The organism is Crocosphaera watsonii WH 8501, assembly GCF_000167195.1.
GTDB lineage: Bacteria > Cyanobacteriota > Cyanobacteriia > Cyanobacteriales > Microcystaceae > Crocosphaera > Crocosphaera watsonii.
Genome location: NZ_AADV02000001.1, coordinates 217523 through 236140, shown reverse-complemented (window position 1 = coordinate 236140; position 18618 = coordinate 217523). Strand labels below are relative to the sequence as shown.

Sequence of the window (18618 nt, the reverse complement as noted above, 5' to 3'; positions counted from 1 at the left end):
GGTAACTGATTCAATATTGATCATCGTAGTCGTCGTAATCGTCGTAGTAATAATCATCCCGATACCTTGGTTGTTGCTTTTGACGACTTTGTATTTTTTCTTTGATAATTTTCCAGAGTTTCTTGAGGCGCAAATCTAAGGAAAACCCACGCTTAGTCTGAATAACAATGGTGTTGCTAATTTTATCATGAAAGGCTTGATTATATTCTTCATCCCCGATAGCCAGCCCACAATCAATAATTAGGGGAGTGATAAAGATTAACATGGATAGACCATTCTTAAAATTAATGTTTAATCCCACCATTGCTAACATAGCAGCAAATCCTAAAATGGCTTCTCGTTTGGTTAGTTCTTTTAACCCAGGAACTCGTAGAAATCTAAGATCAATAACTTTAATATCAAAAGACCAACTTCCTAAACTTTGACCTTTATTTTTTTCTACAACAATTACCCGTAAAATTAACCAAATCACCAGGAAAACTAGGTCTTTAACCAATCCTTTAAAAAAAGAACTCAGAAACAATACTGTTACAAAGTCGAGTAAAAAAGCATAGGCACGGCGATCTACAGGAACTTTGGGAAACCGTCGATAACTGGGTGGTAATTGATTAGAATCCATAATCTTTTGCTTATTTAAACATTGCTTGAAAAGCTTTTACTTTTAAATCAATTCCTGTAATTGCGGTTCCTACCACAACGGAATAAGCACCATATTCTAGGGCTTTTTTGGCATTTTCTGGGGTAGATATTCCCCCTTCTGCAATAATAGGAACCTTTAATTTTTGACTCATTTCTTCTAATAGGGAAAATCCTGGAGGGTTAAAGTTTTCTGTTTCTTTGGTATACCCATAAAGGGTAGTTCCCACAAAATCAGCCCCTGCTTTCGCTGAGGCTATAGCACTTTCTATGGTATCAACATCAGCCATTACTAATTTTCCTAATTTTTGGTGAATATTGTCAATTAAATCGGCTAATTTTTCTCCTCCGGGACGTTGTCTTAGAGTGCCATCGATGGCAATAATATCTGCCCCTGCTTCTGCGATCGCCACTGCATCTTGATAACAGGGTGTTATATAAATATCATACCCTGAATAATCTTGTTTCCACAGTCCAATAATAGGAGTATTGGGTAATTCTTTTCTCACTTCTTTAACATGATCGGGGGTATTAATTCTGATTCCTTTTGCCCCTTGATTAATAGAAGCTTTAGCCATAGCAGCAATCATTTTTGGCTCAAATAATGGAGAATCAACTGGTGCTTGACAAGAGACAATTAAACTAGATTCTGGAATGAGCATAAGACAAAATTTAACTCTTTAACTGATAACTGGTAACTGATAACTGATAACTGATAACTGATAACTGGTAACTGATAACTGATAACTGTTTACTTAATTTACGATTCATTATTGTTAAAAATTAAAGCATTAACTCGCTTTAATAAAAGATTCGGTTGAATGGGTTTAATTAAATAGTCATCTATGCCCATTTTAGAAATTTCTGTCCATTCCTTTGAAGTAATTTCATTTCTTAATATTAAAACTTTTGTGTCTTTAGTTTCTGGGTATTGTTTCAAGGAATCGTTAATTTCAATAATCTTCGATAGTTCTTTATCTAAGATAACTGCTGATGGTTCAAGTAGTTCAATCTTTTTAATAACTTTTGTTCCATCCATTAACCAAATAAAATGATAATTTGCTGCTGTTAATAATTCCCCAATTAAGGTAGCAATCTCTTCATTGCTTTCTACTAGAACTATGGTCTTATTTTTTGTAAATAAAGCTTGATTTTTTTCTGATTGACTGACTAATTTTGCTTTATTTTGGGGTTGACTAGGAATTCTGACAGTAAAAGTAGAACCCTTATTAATGATAGATTCTACTTCAATAGTTCCTCCATGAAGTTCTACTAATTGTTTAGTTAATGCTAACCCTAATCCTGTGCCACCATAAACTCGTCTACGAGAGTTTTCTAGTTGTTGAAATGACTCAAATAATAAGGGTATTTTTTCTTCTTCTATACCAATTCCCGTGTCTTCTACTTCCAGGCAAAGTTGATTTTTTTCTAACCAAACTCTTAAGGTAACTTTTCCATTTTTTGATGTGAATTTTAAAGCATTATTGAGTAGATGATAAAGTATTTGTTGTACCCTTTCCGGGTCAGCAGAAAAGCTATCTTTCTGGGGTTCTATTTGTAAATCTAGTTCCAAATTAATGCGACGATGTTCTGATTCATCACTGACTCTTTGCATAACATTTTTAGCTACTTTTGTCAAGGAAAAATATCGAACAGATAATACATACTTACCGGATTGTAAGTTAGAATATTCTAGAATTTCATTGATCATATCTAGCAAATGCTTGCCACTATTTTGAATGGTATCTAGATATTTCCTTTGTTTATCTACGGGCAAGTTTAAGCCTTCCTGTGACCAATGTAATAGGGTTCCAGATAAACCAATAATACAAGTTAAAGGAGTGCGTAGTTCATGACTCATATTACCCAAAAATTCGCTTTTAGAATGATTTGCTGCTTGGGAAGCAATTAAGGTATCTCGCAGTGCTTGGGTGCTTTCAATCACTCGCTGTTCAAAAGTATTTTTTTGTTCTTGTACTTGAGCATATAATTGTGCTTGATAAATAGCAACAGCTAAATGTTCTCCTATCTGTCCTAAAAAGGCTTTTTCACTCTCTAACCATTGTCTTTTTTTGAAACATTGATGAGCAATTAATAGTCCCCATAATTCACCCTCGACTATAATAGGAGCAATTAATTTTGAGAGTATCCAATATTTTTCTAAAAATTGACTTAAACATAAGGATGCTGAATATTGTCTTTCTACATCTTCAATAGCAACAATTTCCCCTTGACGATATTTATGTTGATATTCGGGTATAGTAGCAAAACAAACGTCTTCGGCGACAACATTTAATAAAGAAGGAATACTTTGAGAAACCCTTGATTCGTAGGTTACTAAACCACCTAGATTTTGTATTTTCTCTGACTCAGATGTTGAGAGATATTTTTCTCTAAATTTATAGATAAATAGACGATCAACCTCTAAAAAACTGCGTAATTCCCTGACGGCTGTTTCTAAAATAACTGATAATTCTAAACTTTGATGAATTTGACCAATTAATTGATTTAATAACCTTTCTTGAGCAACTTGTTGACGCAATGCTTCTTCTACTGGTTCACAAGTTCTCAGTCCCTCGTACATCACGTCTGAAGTTTCCGAGAACTCAGGTACTAAAATATTCCACAGACGGCTGTTAAAATGGGTTTCTAGGGGGTTTGATTGGGGTAAATGGGGTTCTATGTAGGGAATCAATCGCTTACGCCAAGGAGAGCTATTATCGAGGTGCTGCTCTAACTTGTGGGTAAACTCTGCGATCGCTTGGGGATCGCAAGTAATAATAACCTGATAAGATAGGGAAGAATCGTTAAGTGTACCTTGCAATAAGGCACATAATTGGGAAGATAGCAGCAGATAGAATTTTTTTGCCCCTAAAATTTCAGAAATATCTGTTATTTCTGGGTATATTATGGAATCATTGAGTAATATTGCCGAAGAACCTTCTATCTCCATTAGCTCTCGCCAAAGAGAACAAAGTTTCTCGAATATACTTATAGGTAAAGTTCGACGTAAAATAGACTTTGAAACAGGATTCATCACATTGGACAAGGCTAGAGGAAAAGAGACATAATCCTTGAATAGAATCTCTCCGTTTTCCTATCCTATCCTGAAAATTGATTTTCTTTAAATGTTAAGGAGTTGTAATGCACCGTATAGCTGCTACACCTGGAGGTTGGAGTGCTGAGCAAGAGGGAGTTATCTTTATCGAACAAAACTCGGCCCCAATCATCTTTTTAAGCTCAGCAGATACAGATATTCAAAGTTTAGCTACTTGTTTGCCTTTTTTGCCGGATCATTTTCCTGCAATACGTGCTACAAATATTCTCCAATTACAACAGCAATTAAGTATTGATACTTATGCTGAAGAAGTTTTATCCCAGTCTAAAGTTATTATTTTACGATTATTGGGGGGTCGATCTTATTGGCCTTACGGGTTGGAAGTTATCAAAGAAGTTGCTGAGTTAAATGAGGTTACACTCTTTATTTTACCTGGGGATGACAATTTAGATGAAACGTTAATGAGTCATTCTACTGTTACTTTTTCACACAGTCATAAATTATGGCGTTATTTAACTCAAGGTGGTCAAGAAAATTGGTTAAATGGTTTAAAATTTATTTCGGATCTTTGTTGGCAAACTAATTATAATCCTGTTGAACCGACTATTGTTCCTGATTTTGGTGTATATAAGAACAATCTCGAAAATAAGACTGATTTTGCTAATATTGTTATTCTCTTTTATCGTTCCCATTATTTAGCCGGAAATTTACAACCTATTGATGCTTTATGTAAAAGTTTATTTGAGAAACAAATTAATCCTATTCCTCTTTTTATCTCTTCTTTACGGGATCTGGATGTTCAAAATAAATTGATTGATTATTGTCAGTCTCTATCGGATCATCCTATCCCGTTAATCTTGAATACAACCAGTTTCTCTTTGGGTAAAATAGATGATAATTCTTGTAGTCATTTATGGCAAATATTAGATATCCCTATCTTACAAGTTATCTTTAGTAGTGGCACAAAAGAACAGTGGTTGGATAGCTTTCAAGGATTAAATCCTAGAGATGTAGCCATGAATATTGCTTTACCGGAAGTTGACGGTAAAATAATCACTCGTGCTGTTTCTTTTAAGTCAGTAAAAACCTGGAATGAGCAGTTAGAAACCGATGTCATTGTTTATGAATCTGTAGAAGATAGACTTAATTTTGTTAGCGAGTTAGCTGCTAATTTTATTAAGCTTAATCATACTCCAGTTAAAGAAAGAAAAATTGCTCTGATTTTAGCTAATTATCCTAATAAAGATGGCAGAATAGCTAATGGTGTTGGTTTAGATACTCCTGCAAGTTGTATCAATATTTTACAAGCATTACAAGAGGAAGGTTACAGTATTAAAGATATACCAAGAACAGGAAATGAACTAATACAAAGATTAACCCAAGGTATTACCAATGATCCCGAAAGTAAAGAGTTACGTCCCGTTAATCAATCTATTTCTTGTTCAGAATATGAACAATATTTTCAAACCTTACCCCTAGAAACTCAACAAGAGATTACACAGCGTTGGGGTGATATTCCTGAAGTTAATAATGTTACCTCTTATCCTATTTCTGGTATTCAATTAGGTAATATTTTTATTGGTATTCAACCCTCTAGAGGTTATGATTTTGACCCTAGTTTAAATTACCATGCACCAGACTTAGAACCCACCCCCCATTATCTAGCTTATTATTATTGGTTAAAACATCATTTTCAGGCAGCAGCTATTATCCATGTTGGTAAACATGGTAACTTAGAATGGCTACCAGGTAAAAGTTTGGCTTTGTCATCAACTTGTTATCCAGAAATAACCTTAGCAACTATTCCTAATTTTTATCCTTTTATTGTTAATGATCCAGGGGAAGGTTCCCAGGCAAAACGTCGTTCCCATGCGGTGATTTTAGACCATTTAACACCTCCTTTAACCCGTGCAGAATTATACGGTAATTTAGAACAGTTAGAAACATTGATAGATGAATATTACGAAGCACAAACTTTAGACCCCAAACGACTAAAAATAATCGGCGATCGCATCACCAGTTTAGTTACAGAAACCAATCTCAATCAAGACTTAGGAATAAATAGCATAAATAATGATAGTTTGTCTCAATTTCTAACTATTGCTGACGGTTATTTATGTGAACTAAAAGAAGCACAAATAAGGGACGGTTTACATATTCTAGGAAGTTGTCCCAAAGATACACAGTTAAGAGATTTAGTTATCTCTATTACTCGTTATCCTAGTTTAGATAGAATGGGTTTAATTACAGCACTAGCAACAGATTTTAACTTAGATGTTAATCCCTTAACTGCTAACTTAGAGGAATCATTCTCTTATGCAAACTCATCTAAAATAATACCTGAAGAAATTTGTTTTAATTTAAAACAGTGTCGTATTATTGGGGATGTTATTGAAGTCTTAGAAACTTACGCTCAAACCCTAGTAGAAAACCTTATTAATAGTGATAACATTGAACAGTTTAATCATTTACCTTGTACCCAAAAAGAACTAAACTGGAGCAAAACTTTTTTACTGCCAAACCTCTATGAAACCCCCCAAGAAATCACTAACTTATTGAGAGGTTTAAACGGAAAATATGTCCCTAGCGGTGCATCTGGCGCACCCACCAGAGGTAGGCCAGAAGTTCTACCCACCGGACGCAACTTTTATTCTGTGGATATCCGCGCTATACCCACCCAAACCGCTTGGGATGTGGGTAGAAAAGCAGCAGAAACCCTCATTGAGCGTTATACTCAAGATAACGGAGAATACCCCCAAACCCTCGCTATTTCCATCTGGGGGACTTCTACTATGCGCACCGGAGGTGATGATATTGCCCAGGTATTGGCTTTATTAGGAGTACAGCCGATCTGGGATGGGTTATCTCGTCGGGTGGTAGATTATGAAATACTTAAACCATCGGTGTTAGGGCGACCCCGTGTGGATGTAACGGTACGGGTATCGGGATTTTTTAGAGATAGTTTCCCTAACTTACTACAGTTATTGTACAAAGTTATCAAAGATGTGTCAAGCTTGGAAGAATCAAAAAGTATTAATCCCTTAGCAGCAAAGGTGGAGGAAGAAAAGGCATTTTGGCAGCAACAGGGGTTAACGGAAGAACAAGCAAAATTGAAATCTGGTTATCGAATTTTTGGCTCAAAACCTGGTGCTTATGGTGCTGGTTTACAGGGATTAATTGAGGCACAAAATTGGCAAAATGAGCAAGATTTGGCAAATGCTTACATTAATTGGAGTTGTTACGCTTATGATCAAAATGGAGTTGGTCGTGGAGTTCCTGAAGTATTTGAGAGACGTTTAAAACAGTTACAAATTGTCTTACATAACCAAGATAATCGAGAACATGATCTTTTAGATTCCGATGACTATTATCAGTTTCAAGGTGGTTTAACCGTCGCTGTGAGAGCGTTAACGGGTAAAAATCCTGAGACTTATTTTGGAGATAATGCTATTGCTGCTCATCCCAAGGTTAGACGATTAAAAGAAGAGATTGCTAGGGTATATCGTTCCAGGGTAATTAACCCAAAATGGATTAAAGGGGTGATGAGACATGGTTATAAAGGGGCGTTTGAGATGTCAGCAACGGTTGATTATTTATTTGCTTATGATGCAACAGCAAACTGTGTGGAGGATTTTATGTATCAAGGAGTAGCAGAAGCTTATTTATTTGATGAAACGGTGCAACAATTTATTCAAGAAAAAAATCCTTGGGCGTTGCGAGATATGGCGGAAAGATTATTAGAAGCAAATCAAAGAGGTTTATGGCAAGATGTTGATAGTAATACCCTGGATAATTTAAGGAGTATTGTGCATGATGCAGAGGGGAAAATTGAAGAGAAATGAGTTCGGAGTTCGGAGTTCGGAGTTCGGAGTTCGGAGTTCGGAGTTCGGAGTTCGGAGTTCGGAGTTCGGAGAAAAAAGAATCTTTCAGAATGTAGGGTGGGTTAGACGGCTATAATTTAGGTAATAATAAGAAGATAATAATCCGTCGTAACCCACCATTTTAGTAAAAACAATCCATTAGTCTGTATTAGGTTTACTGGAGTTGTTTGTAATTGGAATAAGCTACCATTTTTTTAGGCCGTAACGCAGTAATATTAGGTTTTTTGGTGTATTACGCTACGCTAATACACCCTACAATTATCCAAGGATCTTTAATTGCTCTTGTCTCGACATAGACATAATAAATATAGAGTATAATTAACTCAGATGGGGACTTATGCAGGGGTAGAAACTAATACATCAATTATGATAACAAATAATCAATTTTTTTATATATCTCCAGAAACATATTTAGAGGGAGAAAGAGTTAGTCCTATCAAACATGAATACCGAAAGGGACAAGTTTATGCAATGGTAGGGGCAAAAAAGTCTCATATTGTTTTAGCAAGTAATTTGACTATGATTCTCGGTAATCATTTAGAAAATAGTCCTTGTCTTGTTTTAAATTCAGATATTAAGGTTAGATTGGAAGAAGCAAATTGTTATTATTATCCAGATATTGCAGTTGTTTGTGATGAAAGGGAGATTAATAATACAGATGATTTTATTCTTTATCCTCTTTTGATAATAGAGGTATTATCGAAATCAACAGAAGCATTTGATAGAGGTCAAAAATTCAGTGATTATCAAACTTGTCCCAGTTTAAAAGAGTATGTTCTTATTCATTGGACTTTGGACAAAAAAAGTTTGTTAGCGTATATTTTACGCTGAACTAAAATCCCAAAATATCGGCTCTGTATCAGTCAATAAAATTGGCTGACAAATAGGGCTAATCTATAGATTCTGAGGAAAACTAAGGAGCTTTTAAGTTTTCAGTTGATTTTTTGCTCCCTTTCTTGATAACATCATGACGAGTTCGTGGGGCTTTTTTGTAACCTTTAATACGTCCGGAAGAAAAACCTCGACGTTTGGGAAATTTGGCGAAAGTCCCCAAGGTCGTAATTATTCTTGAAAAGTCTCTTTGAACTAGACTAGGGGTGATTTTGATGGATTTATTAGTCTTCAAATACTGTTCCCAATCACGGGGTAAAACCACAGCTAATTTTCTGGCAGCCCACAAATTTACAGAAGAAAGAAGTGTTAGTTTAAACCAATTTTCTTCATGATGTACATCGGGAGTTAAATAAGATGTCATCAATAATCTTTGTTTACCAAATCGAAAAAGATGTTCCATGTCATAACGTTGTCGATAACACTGATAACAATCAACTAAACTTAACTCATCGCGCCGAGAACCAATAACAATAAGCCACATAGGTTTCCAAATACTATTTCTTTCTTGAGCTCTGACAACAATCTGGAGTAAAGTAAAGGGGTGATTGTTCATTTTATAGTTTTTAGTTCCTCTCATTAACATCTGTTTCCATCCCGAAATAGTCACTGTTAATTGACGACCTTTTTTCGTTGTAAAGGGAACATGATGAACTTCATCAGGTTCAGTCCAAGTTTGGTCATCTTTAAGGTCAAATTTATCCCCATACCAACGGGGATGTCCCGAAGTTTTGGCTTGATTTGGGTCCCGAATAAATTGACGATAAAAAACTCGGTCACTTCTAACTCTTGTAATAGTAACTACGTCTTCATGCTTAACTTGTTCCCCAATAAAATCCTTTTGGCTGTAGTCACTATCAGCCACTAAGACAGATAATTTATCAGAAAATAAAGAACTTTGCCAGATTTTTTTTAGTTGTTGATTGCCTTAATTTACTCCTTTATGTTTAGAGGGGACTCGCTCTCCTGATAAGGGGACAGCCCAAGGGACTTTTTCTGTGTCTATTTGGTCAGGTAAAGCGCAGATAACGGAATAACAATGTCCAATATTAATGGGTTTATTTCCCTTAATTGGATTGGGGTAATGAATAAAGGTTTTATCCGCTAACGTTTCGGCAAACGGTCGTGGACAGGGAGTTGTGTCAATACCAAATAAGTTATAATGTTTTGAAGTGGGAGGAATTGTTCTCGATACCGCTGAAAATAAAGTCTCAATTCTCTGTTCATAATTAGGGTCAGTTTGAGTGGGTAAAAACTCTTGAATTCCTCTATATAAACTGTTATAATCTCTTCTAAATAAAGGATTGAGAGACAATTCAACGACTGAGTGAGCTTGTTGGTTACTGGAGAGGGCATCGAGTAATTCTATAATAGTTTCTTTTCTAGCTTTTAGTCCTTGGAAGAGGTTAGACCTCCACACCAGGAATTCCTCGACAGACGTAGCCGTTTCATTTTTGGTCATTTTTAAAATTTATTACCTTATAAATTAGCGGAATATATACGCTAACATCAAAAGAGGTTGTTTGTTACAGTTAAGGCTAATGTCATCACATTCCGAACTTAAGACCAGTCAAGATGTCCACCTGAGAGCCAAACAAATTAAGAGTCTAATTCGCTCTCTTAAACAGAAAATAAAGAAAATTGAACGGGAAGGGGAAGTAGCACCAGCTAATTGTCATATTATTCGTTATCAGGTTAATGGAAAGGGAACAATCTACTGGTATTATAAACTACAGGCTGCTGAATCAATTTTTCCTATGGCCACTAATAATGAGAAAAAAACCAAATATAAATATTTAGGACGAGCCGGAAGTTCTGCTCATATTGATGCTGTAGAAAAACTCACTAGAAGAAATCTCATTGATGAATTAGAACGAGTCATTCAATCTCTAACTGAAAGCTACTTAGATATCTATATTGGAACCGAAACTGAATGAAGCTATTTAATATTTAAAATCCCCTAAAAAGATGGAAAGAGAGTTTTTAAAATCACCTTAATTATCTATTTTAGCTCTGGAGATATGTTTAGCGTAAAATTTACGCTAACAATTGTTTTTTATCCAAAGTCCAATACAACAACAAGCACCAACTTTGATGAAAATTATGAGGATCATAACAACAAACCAGAACCTAAAACTCCATTGTTTTCATATGATAACAATCAAATTGAATCGCAAATGGATCCAGAAGTAACGTTGGAAACACCAGATTCAGAAGATGTTGTTGCCATTCAAAAAACAACCCGTATTCCCAGTGGAGATGAAGTTGAAACATTGCTTGACGAATTGCAAGAAAAAGATCCGAAAAAACGCCGTCAAGCTATTTGGGGTTTGCTGAAAAAGTTTCTCCAAAATTTATGCCACTTTTGACCAAGAATTTTCTGACAAATCAATAAGTTTTAGTACATAAAAATTGTTTAAAGTATAATCAAAATTAATGAAAGGCGGTTTGATGAGTTCCCCTGTTCTATTATTAGTAAATAAGGACAAAAAAAGCGACAAAAACTGCCTCAGAAGTTTAGAAAGATTGACAAATAAAAATGTAATAGCAATAGATGTAATGGAGGTTTCAGGGAGTTTTGTCATCACGAGATTTAGGCTAAATCTTCGTTTAGCTTGTCCAAACTTTCCCTCAATAGCATTACGGAAGCATTCATCGGAGTGGGCTTGTTTCTTTTCTTCTTCACTGACATTTTTCGGAGGTCTTCCTAACTTCGGACCACTGATTCTTATCCCTCTTTCCTTACACCAATTTCTGTTTTCCCTAGTTCGATAAATTTTATCTACATGGACGGATTCGGGATAATAGCCAAACGTTTCTTTATACTTTTCTACTTGTTCTTTTAAATGACAAGATTCATTGAAGTTTTCCCAACTTATTTTGTCTAGAAACACATAGTTATCTACACAGCTTACTGAGAGTTTAGCTCCAAACTCTATTGGTTTTCCTACTTTTCCCCTCACTATTGGACGAATATGCGGTTGAGTTAAACTTACAATTCTTTGAGGAACACTCTGGGTCTTATTCTCCCACATTGACTGTTGTTGTTCATAAACTTTTTTGATAGTCTCTAGACAATTTTTCTGTCTTTTACTCAGATTTTCCAGGGAAGCCCCAGCTTGAATTAAGTCTTCTATATTTCCTAAATTTTTCTTAAGGTATTTTAACTGTTTCCCGATAGCTTTTCTTCTTTCTTGATAAGATACTTTTCGTTTTTTAGCTACTTTTAAGTATTCCTTTCTAGCAATTATTCTAGAAGTTCTCGGCTTTTTTCTCAATTTTACTCTTAATGGTTTATAAAGATTATCTATTATTCTTTCTGTCTCAATTCTGGCTTGATTTAATATGCCTAAATCCGTTGGGTATTTGATGTCTGCTGGCGCACAAGTCGCATCTAAAATTAGTTTACCTTTATTTTTTATTTTTTCTCCTTTTTCTTGGAGACAATCCTTTTTTTTTACTTCTTTATCACTCTTGTCTATTTCTCTTTTTACTATTTTTTTATTGATTTTGTTTATCAATTCTCCATCAATTCTTTTCCTAAAATGAACTAGCATTGAAGATTCCAGTGGTGGCTCTTGTTGATAACAATTTAAACCTATAAAGTATTGTAGATAGGGATTTTCTCTAATCTGTTCTATAGTTTCTCTATCACTTGTTCCTAATTTTTCCTTAATAATTAATGTCCCTAATGCCATTCTAAATAGTTTGGCTGGCGCACCTTTTTCTGCTGAAAGAAGTTTAGCATATTCTTCCTCAAAATCATCCCAAGGTATCAACTCTGCCATGATTACCCAACGATTATTGGGGGACAATTTGCCCTCGAAAGGTAATTCAAATTTTTCTGGGGGCGGTAAAGGTTGCTCCTCTTTTCGATACATTTGTTCTTGACCAACAACTGGGAGGTGTTTCTACCAATTATAGCGGTTTGTAGCCGACAAAGCTGATCTTTTTTGCGATCGCGAATATGGGTGTAACCTTTTAAAGAATAGGGTTTTGCTTTTATTCAGCAAACCCTAATTAAATGAATTCCTTGTTCTAACAAAGTTTTAGCTTCTTGATGAAGTTCACAGATATATTTGACTTGCTTTTTAAATTTTAAGGGATCATCAATTTTGGCATTTAACCAGTAACGAACGAGATGTGGTTGTAATGTCGCTTCTTTTTAAAAAACGCCCCACACTACGGGGGGAAATCTTTTCGACAATTCCTCTTTTTATGGCTTCATCCGCCAACTCTGAAGGTGTCCAATGGCTCACTGGTCTGTCTGATTTTTCACATTCTTCACAAGCGATCGCTACAATCTGGACTACTTGTTCGACCGTAAAGGATTTTGTTGTTCCAGGTCTTGGGCGATCGCTTAAAATTCCTTTGATCAAGACCATTAATGCTTTCTCCGTTACCTGTTGTTCTTCGGCGGCACTCAGTTTTTCTCTCTCCTCAAACCATCGCGATCGCCACTGACGCACTTGTACTCGGTCTAATTCTAATCTTCGACTAATCGAACTATTGCTCTCTCCTGATGCTGCGGCTAAGATTAGCTTGGCTCGTCTAACAAGGCGATAGGGGTTTGTTGTCCCTCTCACTATTTGTTGGAGTACTGTTTTCTGTAGGTTGGAGAGGTTAATTGGCAATGCTTTTATCATGGACATCAACTTCGAGATTCTTCCGTTAGTTTCATTGAAACACATTGTCGTGGCTAGTCACGAAAGTTTCTGTAAAAATCTGGTGGATTACTTTCGCCAAGCTGCACTAGACGCTAATTTTGCTCCGATGGAGGGAATAGATCCCAAAAACTTGGCAGAAACGGGATGGGGAGTAATTTTCCCTCATGATATCGATCCCGCCATTCTCGAAGCCCTCAAAGAACTATTAGAGCATCGCCAACAGCAAGCCACCCAGAACCATGAGCATTACTATCAAGAATACAGGGGAGTCAAGGGCTATCGTCCAGGAGAGACAAAAAGTAAGTTTCTGGCCCGTCATGGAGTAGGGCCCGGTCCTGCCGATCCTGACAAAATGCCTTATTATCTGCTCATAGTAGGAGACCCAGAAACCATTCCCTATAGCTTTCAGTACCAACTTGATGTTCAACCCAGATTCCGCACTTCAAAAAGTAGCATTAAATACTACAAGCCTGGGGTTAATAATTAAGTATAATTGCTTAAGCTCTTGAAGACAAAAAAGTGGGATAATTGTTTAAGTTGTTTCCTCTGTAAAAAAAGAGCGAAAAATGTCTTATTTAGAAGAAATACAAGTTAAAAATTTAGACCATTTAGGGATAGTAGCTGGTTTAATTGATGAAATAGGAATAGTCAAAATAATTAATAATAAATTAGGAATAGATGTTAGAGAAAAAATCTCAGCAGGTACAGTAGTTAAGTCTATTTTAATCAATGGACTAGTGCAGCTTGGCGAAAGTAATCCACCAGATTTTTACAGAAACTTTCGTGACTAGCCACGACAATGTGTTTCAATGAAACTAACGGAAGAATCTCGAAGTTGATGTCCATGATAAAAGCATTGCCAATTAACCTCTCCAACCTACAGAAAACAGTACTCCAACAAATAGTGAGAGGGACAACAAACCCCTATCGCCTTGTTAGACGAGCCAAGCTAATCTTAGCCGCAGCATCAGGAGAGAGCAATAGTTCGATTAGTCGAAGATTAGAATTAGACCGAGTACAAGTGCGTCAGTGGCGATCGCGATGGTTTGAGGAGAGAGAAAAACTGAGTGCCGCCGAAGAACAACAGGTAACGGAGAAAGCATTAATGGTCTTGATCAAAGGAATTTTAAGCGATCGCCCAAGACCTGGAACAACAAAATCCTTTACGGTCGAACAAGTAGTCCAGATTGTAGAGATCGCTTGTGAAGAATGTGAAAAATCAGACAGACCAGTGAGCCATTGGACACCTTCAGAGTTGGCGGATGAAGCCATAAAAAGAGGAATTGTCGAAAAGATTTCCCCCCGTAGTGTGGGGCGTTTTTTAAAAAGAAGCGACATTACAACCACATCTCGTTCGTTACTGGTTAAATGCCAAAATTGATGATCCCTTAAAATTTAAAAAGCAAGTCAAATATATCTGTGAACTTCATCAAGAAGCTAAAACTTTGTTAGAACAAGGAATTCATTTAATTAGTACAGATGAAATGACAGGGATTCAAGCTCTTGAGAGATTATTTCCGAACAAAAGAATCAAGCCTAAACAAGTAGAAAAAATCGAATTTGAATATGAAAGACACGGAACTTTAAGCTTGATTGCGAACTGGGATGTGGCAAGAGGAAAAGTTGTTAGTCCCTCTATTGGACCGACAAGAACAGAACAAGATTTTTCTGAACATATCCAGAGAACGATTAAGATTGATGAAAAAGCAGAATGGATTTTTATTGTAGATCAACTCAACACTCATAAATCGGAAAGCTTAGTCAAATTAGTAGCAGAAAGCTGTGGAATTACTATTGATTTGGGGAGAAAAGGAAAGGAGGGGATTTTGCAATCTATGGACAGCAGAGCAGATTTTTTATCAGATGAATCTCATCGAATTCGCTTTGTTTATATTCCCAAACATACATCGTGGCTTAATCAAATTGAGTGTTGGTTTTCGATCTTAGTCCGGCGTTTACTCAAAAGAATTACTGTCCGTTCAACTGAAGAACTATCCCAAAAAATTCTCAATTTTATTGATTACTTTAATCAACATTTTGCTAAGCCGTTCGTTTGGAAATTTAAGGGCTTTAAAGATCATAAGTGACTGGTGGATTATTTTTGCTAAGCTGCACTACGGAGTTAAGCAAGTTTGTCAATAATTTTAAAAGTGTCTCTAGTCGTAAATTAAGGCAGGAATTTCCAGAGCAAATCAATAAATTTTATTGGAAAGAGGTTTTCTGGAATAGTTCTTATTTCATAGCTTCTTGTGGTGGTGTAACTATTTCTACTCTCAGAAAATACATTGAAAATCAAACTCGTCCTAACGAGTAATTTCGGACGGCAATTCATCCCACGCTGATTTGTCGGTGTTTTTTTGGAAAATACAGCGTGGGGCTTCTTGCCGAAGAAGCTAAATATTCGCCTTATTAGTGATCGCACTCTTGAAACTTTCCTTCAACTCAGTCAAAGTCATAGTCCCAATATCTCCTTGTTGGCGAGTACGAATACTCAAAGTTTGAGTTTCAACTTCTTTTTTTCCAACTATGGCCACCACAGGAATTTTCTCTAGTTCAGCATTACGTATTTGTTTGCCCAAACGTTCCCCCGTGCAGTCTATTTCTACCCGATAACCAGCCTGTTTTAGGGTAGCAACCACAGTTTCCCCATATTCTATTTGTGCTTCACTAACTGGTAACAAACGTAATTGGATAGGTGCTAACCATAAAGGAAAATCTCCTGCATAGTTTTCGATTAAAATTCCATAAAAACGCTCTAAAGACCCAAAAATTGCCCGATGAATCATAATAGGACGTTGACGAGAACCATCCACAGCTACATATTCCATGTCAAAGCGTTCTGGTAAGTTAAAATCTACCTGGATAGTAGAACATTGCCAAGTCCGTCCAATAGCATCCTTGATTTTGATATCGATTTTAGGACCATAGAAAGCACCGCCTCCCTTATCCTCAATATAGTCCCAACCCTTGCCATTTAATGCTTCTACTAAAGCTTGAGTTGCCAACTCCCAACCCTCATCTGTTCCCACTGATTTATCTGGGCGAGTGGAAAGATTAACTTCATAGTCTTTAAAGCCAAAATCAGAAAGAATCTTCTCTGTTAAATTGAGTACACCGAGAATTTCTGAGGCAATTTGTGTGGGTAAACAGAAAACATGAGCATCATCTTGAGTAAAACCCCGCACCCGCATCAAACCATGTAGAACCCCAGAACGTTCATAGCGATATACTGTCCCTAATTCTGCCCAGCGTAAAGGGAATTCTCGATAGGAATGGAGTTCATTTTTATAGGTTAAAACATGAAAAGGACAGTTCATGGGTTTGATTTGATAAGCTTGTTCCTCAATCTTCATCGAATCAAACATATTTTCCCGATAAAAATCAAAATGTCCCGATGTTTTCCACAAATCTAAGTTAGCAACGTGGGGAGTATAGAGGAGTTCGTAACCTCCATCTAAATGAGCCTTGCGCCAATAATCTTCAATGACGTAGCGCATCTTTGCACCGCGAGGATGCCAAAATACCAAACCACCACCAGCATTTTCCTGAATGCTAAACAGTTTTAGCTCTTTTCCTAGTTTGCGATGATCTCGGCGTTTAGCTTCTTCCCGTTGTTTTAAATAAGCATCTAATTGTTCGGGGGTTTCCCAAGCAGTGCCATAAATACGTTGTAATTGGGCTTTGGTTTCATCTCCCCGCCAGTATGCCCCAGCTACGCTTTCTAAAGCGAAAGCTTTGGGGTTAATCTCCCCTGTATAGTTAATATGATGTCCTGCACAAAGATCCCACCAAGATACCGTAGAAGGAATTTTGACAGGTTTAATTGAGGAGGGTTCCGGTAAAGCATCTTTGAGCTTTTGTCCTACATTGGGCAATCCATCACCGTCGGTACTTCCGATGTAATAACGAGTAATGGTTTCTCCTTCAGGGATGCTATCTAAAATCTCTAGTTTATAAGGTTCCCCTAACTGTTCGATTTCCGCCTTCATTTCTTCTCTAGTGATCTCTTCACGAATAATCGGCAAATTAGCTTTAATAATAAAGCGCATTTGCTTGGTAATTTTTTTCAACTCTTCAGGGGCAAAAGGTTGTGGGCGATCAAAATCGTAATAAAAACCTTTATCTGTAGTGGGACCAATGGTAACTTTTGTCTCTGGAAAGAGGATTTGTACTGCCATTGCCATGACGTGGGCGCAAGTGTGACGAATGCGCTCTAGTTTTTCTGGGTTGGCGATTGACAAGGGAGACTGAGTTAACTGACTGACCATTGGTAAATTATTATAATGATGATCATTATCATGATAACCTAAGTTGATAATCATTATCGAAATATCCACAAACGAATTAACTGAATATTTCAAGGTGATTTCTGATAAAGGAGATCCCTTACGATCCCCCCTAACCCCCCTTAAAAAGGGGGGAATAATTGGAAAAGCAGGTATATTCAAGTGTGGAAATCACCCAATAAGAGGTTCTCAACCGAATTAGATCCCGTCGTTAATAACGGGATCTATGTCAATTATCAATTATCAATTGATAACTGTTTTCCATCTATTTTTAAGGCAACCTCTTCTACGTGATGATGTTTATGGTTGACATCAAGAGGAGGGAGTACAGGGAAAAAAGGTTGATGAATACTAATTAGTTGAGCTAAAGTTCTTTTCAGTTGAGTACGGGAAACAATGGCATCCACAAAACCATGTTTTAATAAATATTCCGACTTTTGGAAACCATCCGGTAATTTTTCCCTTAAAGTTTGTTCAATCACCCGTCGACCGGCAAAACCAATGGTAGCGTTGGGTTCAGCTAAAATAATATCTCCCAACATAGCAAAACTTGCGGTCACTCCTCCAGTGGTAGGATGGGATAAAACAGGTATATAGAGTAACTTATCATTACGATGACGTTCCAGGGCCCCAGAAATTTTAGCCATTTGCATCAAACTTAACATCCCTTCCTGCATCCTTGCCCCACCAGAAGCACAGATAATCACCACAGGGAAACGTTCCGAGGTAGCGTGTTCAATAAGACGGCAGAGTTTTTCCCCTACCACAGAACCCATACTACCACCCATAAAGCGGAAGTCCATCACCCCCAAAGCCAAAGGTAGACCATCAATTAATCCTGTTCCCGTTTGCACTGCATCAACTAACCCGGTTTTTTCCTGGGTGTCCTGAATGCGATCGCTGTAGGGTTTGCGATCGCAGAATTTGAGGGGATCGGTGGGGGTAAGATTTTCGTTGATGGGTTTCCAGGTATTTCTATCGATTAACTGGGCAATGCGTTCGGAACTTTCCACACGAAAATGATGACCACATTCCGTACAAACCAGTTGATTAACTTGAAGGTCCTTAGTATAGGTTAAGGCCCCACAAGCTTCGCACTTAGTCCATAAACCATCGGCTATTTCCCGTTCTTGCTGCTGTTGTTGGATAGTGGGTTCTGACTTTTCTTGTTTAGCAAACCAATCAAATATGGACATAGT

At 36.9% G+C, this 18618-nt stretch carries 13 protein-coding genes and 4 pseudogenes; 9 read left to right on the top strand and 8 right to left on the bottom strand.

Going from position 1 to position 18618, the window contains the following annotated elements:
* Nucleotides 1-10: 10 nt before the first annotated feature.
* The 3 genes from CWATDRAFT_RS01225 to CWATDRAFT_RS01215 all read right to left on the bottom strand — a co-directional run bounded on the left by CWATDRAFT_RS01225 (nucleotide 11) and on the right by CWATDRAFT_RS01215 (nucleotide 3673).
* Complete coding sequence (locus CWATDRAFT_RS01225; RefSeq protein ID WP_007303265.1) at nucleotides 11-619, bottom strand: RDD family protein; 609 nt, start codon at nucleotides 617-619, stop codon at nucleotides 11-13.
* 10 nt (nucleotides 620-629) lie between these two features.
* Nucleotides 630-1298 (bottom strand): N-acetylmannosamine-6-phosphate 2-epimerase, encoded by a 669-nt coding sequence (locus tag CWATDRAFT_RS01220; protein ID WP_007303264.1) that lies wholly within the window; start codon nucleotides 1296-1298, stop codon nucleotides 630-632.
* 98 nt (nucleotides 1299-1396) lie between these two features.
* Nucleotides 1397-3673 (bottom strand): hybrid sensor histidine kinase/response regulator, encoded by a 2277-nt coding sequence (locus CWATDRAFT_RS01215; RefSeq protein WP_007303263.1) that lies wholly within the window; start codon nucleotides 3671-3673, stop codon nucleotides 1397-1399.
* Between the two features lie 107 nt (nucleotides 3674-3780).
* Here CWATDRAFT_RS01215 and cobN point away from each other — a divergent pair, with 107 nt between their 5' ends.
* Both cobN and CWATDRAFT_RS01205 read left to right on the top strand, forming a co-directional pair.
* On the top strand, nucleotides 3781-7536 hold the full coding sequence (cobN, locus tag CWATDRAFT_RS01210; protein WP_007303262.1) for a cobaltochelatase subunit CobN: 3756 nt from the start codon (nucleotides 3781-3783) through the stop codon (nucleotides 7534-7536).
* 405 nt (nucleotides 7537-7941) lie between these two features.
* Nucleotides 7942-8361: pseudogene (locus CWATDRAFT_RS01205) on the top strand (Uma2 family endonuclease); the annotation flags it as partial.
* Between the two features lie 127 nt (nucleotides 8362-8488).
* Here CWATDRAFT_RS01205 and CWATDRAFT_RS39170 read toward each other — a convergent pair.
* A pseudogene (locus tag CWATDRAFT_RS39170) lies at nucleotides 8489-9928 on the bottom strand (NF041680 family putative transposase).
* Between the two features lie 79 nt (nucleotides 9929-10007).
* On the opposite strand from CWATDRAFT_RS39170, the gene CWATDRAFT_RS01195 reads away from it, so the two are divergent.
* Both CWATDRAFT_RS01195 and CWATDRAFT_RS01190 read left to right on the top strand, forming a co-directional pair.
* The gene (locus CWATDRAFT_RS01195; RefSeq protein ID WP_007303072.1) at nucleotides 10008-10403 is read left to right on the top strand and encodes a hypothetical protein; all 396 of its coding nucleotides are present in this window, start codon (nucleotides 10008-10010) and stop codon (nucleotides 10401-10403) included.
* Between the two features lie 84 nt (nucleotides 10404-10487).
* On the top strand, nucleotides 10488-10835 hold the full coding sequence (locus CWATDRAFT_RS01190) for a hypothetical protein (RefSeq protein WP_007303258.1): 348 nt from the start codon (nucleotides 10488-10490) through the stop codon (nucleotides 10833-10835).
* On the opposite strand, the gene CWATDRAFT_RS01185 is transcribed toward CWATDRAFT_RS01190, so the two are convergent.
* Nucleotides 10821-12347, bottom strand: coding sequence for an IS5-like element ISCwa2 family transposase (locus tag CWATDRAFT_RS01185; RefSeq protein ID WP_007303257.1), 1527 nt, complete (start codon nucleotides 12345-12347; stop codon nucleotides 10821-10823). The two genes, CWATDRAFT_RS01190 and CWATDRAFT_RS01185, sit on opposite strands and share 15 nt — an antisense overlap.
* 228 nt (nucleotides 12348-12575) lie before the next feature.
* Entirely contained in the window at nucleotides 12576-13157 is a 582-nt protein-coding gene (locus CWATDRAFT_RS01180; protein ID WP_007303150.1) for a helix-turn-helix domain-containing protein, read from the bottom strand.
* A 4-nt stretch (nucleotides 13158-13161) separates the two neighbouring features.
* Here CWATDRAFT_RS01180 and CWATDRAFT_RS01175 point away from each other — a divergent pair, with 4 nt between their 5' ends.
* From CWATDRAFT_RS01175 to tnpA, 5 genes and pseudogenes are all read left to right on the top strand, one after another.
* Nucleotides 13162-13620, top strand: a complete 459-nt coding sequence (locus tag CWATDRAFT_RS01175; protein WP_198138929.1) for a hypothetical protein — start codon at nucleotides 13162-13164, stop codon at nucleotides 13618-13620.
* Between the two features lie 79 nt (nucleotides 13621-13699).
* Nucleotides 13700-13870: pseudogene (locus CWATDRAFT_RS01170) on the top strand (DUF4277 domain-containing protein); the annotation flags it as partial.
* A gap of 62 nt (nucleotides 13871-13932) precedes the next feature.
* On the top strand, nucleotides 13933-14514 hold the full coding sequence (locus CWATDRAFT_RS01165; RefSeq protein WP_007303067.1) for a helix-turn-helix domain-containing protein: 582 nt from the start codon (nucleotides 13933-13935) through the stop codon (nucleotides 14512-14514).
* A gap of 64 nt (nucleotides 14515-14578) precedes the next feature.
* Nucleotides 14579-15220: a transposase gene (locus tag CWATDRAFT_RS01160; protein ID WP_007303151.1), complete on the top strand. Its 642-nt coding sequence runs from the start codon at nucleotides 14579-14581 to the stop codon at nucleotides 15218-15220.
* Nucleotides 15221-15252: 32 nt separating this feature from the next.
* Nucleotides 15253-15447 (top strand): annotated as a pseudogene (tnpA, locus tag CWATDRAFT_RS32590) (IS200/IS605 family transposase); the annotation flags it as partial.
* Between the two features lie 79 nt (nucleotides 15448-15526).
* Here the strand turns inward: tnpA and thrS are convergent.
* Entirely contained in the window at nucleotides 15527-17401 is a 1875-nt protein-coding gene (gene thrS / locus CWATDRAFT_RS01155) for a threonine--tRNA ligase (RefSeq protein WP_198138925.1), read from the bottom strand.
* Between the two features lie 254 nt (nucleotides 17402-17655).
* Nucleotides 17656-18615 carry an acetyl-CoA carboxylase, carboxyltransferase subunit beta gene (accD, locus tag CWATDRAFT_RS01150; protein WP_007303254.1) on the bottom strand — a complete coding sequence of 320 codons (960 nt, stop codon included), beginning with the start codon at nucleotides 18613-18615 and terminating at the stop codon, nucleotides 17656-17658.
* Between the last annotated feature and the right edge of the window lie 3 nt (nucleotides 18616-18618).

Bases quoted from the DNA above. Each gene is read 5' to 3' on its own strand.
- CWATDRAFT_RS01185 (WP_007303257.1), bottom strand. From the start codon at position 12,347: ATGTATCGAAAAGAGGAGCAACCTTTACCGCCCCCAGAAAAATTTGAA.
- cobN (WP_007303262.1), top strand. From the start codon at position 3,781: ATGCACCGTATAGCTGCTACACCTGGAGGTTGGAGTGCTGAGCAAGAG.
- accD (WP_007303254.1), bottom strand. From the start codon at position 18,615: ATGTCCATATTTGATTGGTTTGCTAAACAAGAAAAGTCAGAACCCACT.
- CWATDRAFT_RS01225 (WP_007303265.1), bottom strand. From the start codon at position 619: ATGGATTCTAATCAATTACCACCCAGTTATCGACGGTTTCCCAAAGTT.
- CWATDRAFT_RS01180 (WP_007303150.1), bottom strand. From the start codon at position 13,157: ATGTGTTTCAATGAAACTAACGGAAGAATCTCGAAGTTGATGTCCATG.
- CWATDRAFT_RS01215 (WP_007303263.1), bottom strand. From the start codon at position 3,673: ATGAATCCTGTTTCAAAGTCTATTTTACGTCGAACTTTACCTATAAGT.
- thrS (WP_198138925.1), bottom strand. From the start codon at position 17,401: ATGGTCAGTCAGTTAACTCAGTCTCCCTTGTCAATCGCCAACCCAGAA.
- CWATDRAFT_RS01190 (WP_007303258.1), top strand. From the start codon at position 10,488: ATGTTTAGCGTAAAATTTACGCTAACAATTGTTTTTTATCCAAAGTCC.
- CWATDRAFT_RS01165 (WP_007303067.1), top strand. From the start codon at position 13,933: ATGTGTTTCAATGAAACTAACGGAAGAATCTCGAAGTTGATGTCCATG.
- CWATDRAFT_RS01220 (WP_007303264.1), bottom strand. From the start codon at position 1,298: ATGCTCATTCCAGAATCTAGTTTAATTGTCTCTTGTCAAGCACCAGTT.
- CWATDRAFT_RS01195 (WP_007303072.1), top strand. From the start codon at position 10,008: ATGTCATCACATTCCGAACTTAAGACCAGTCAAGATGTCCACCTGAGA.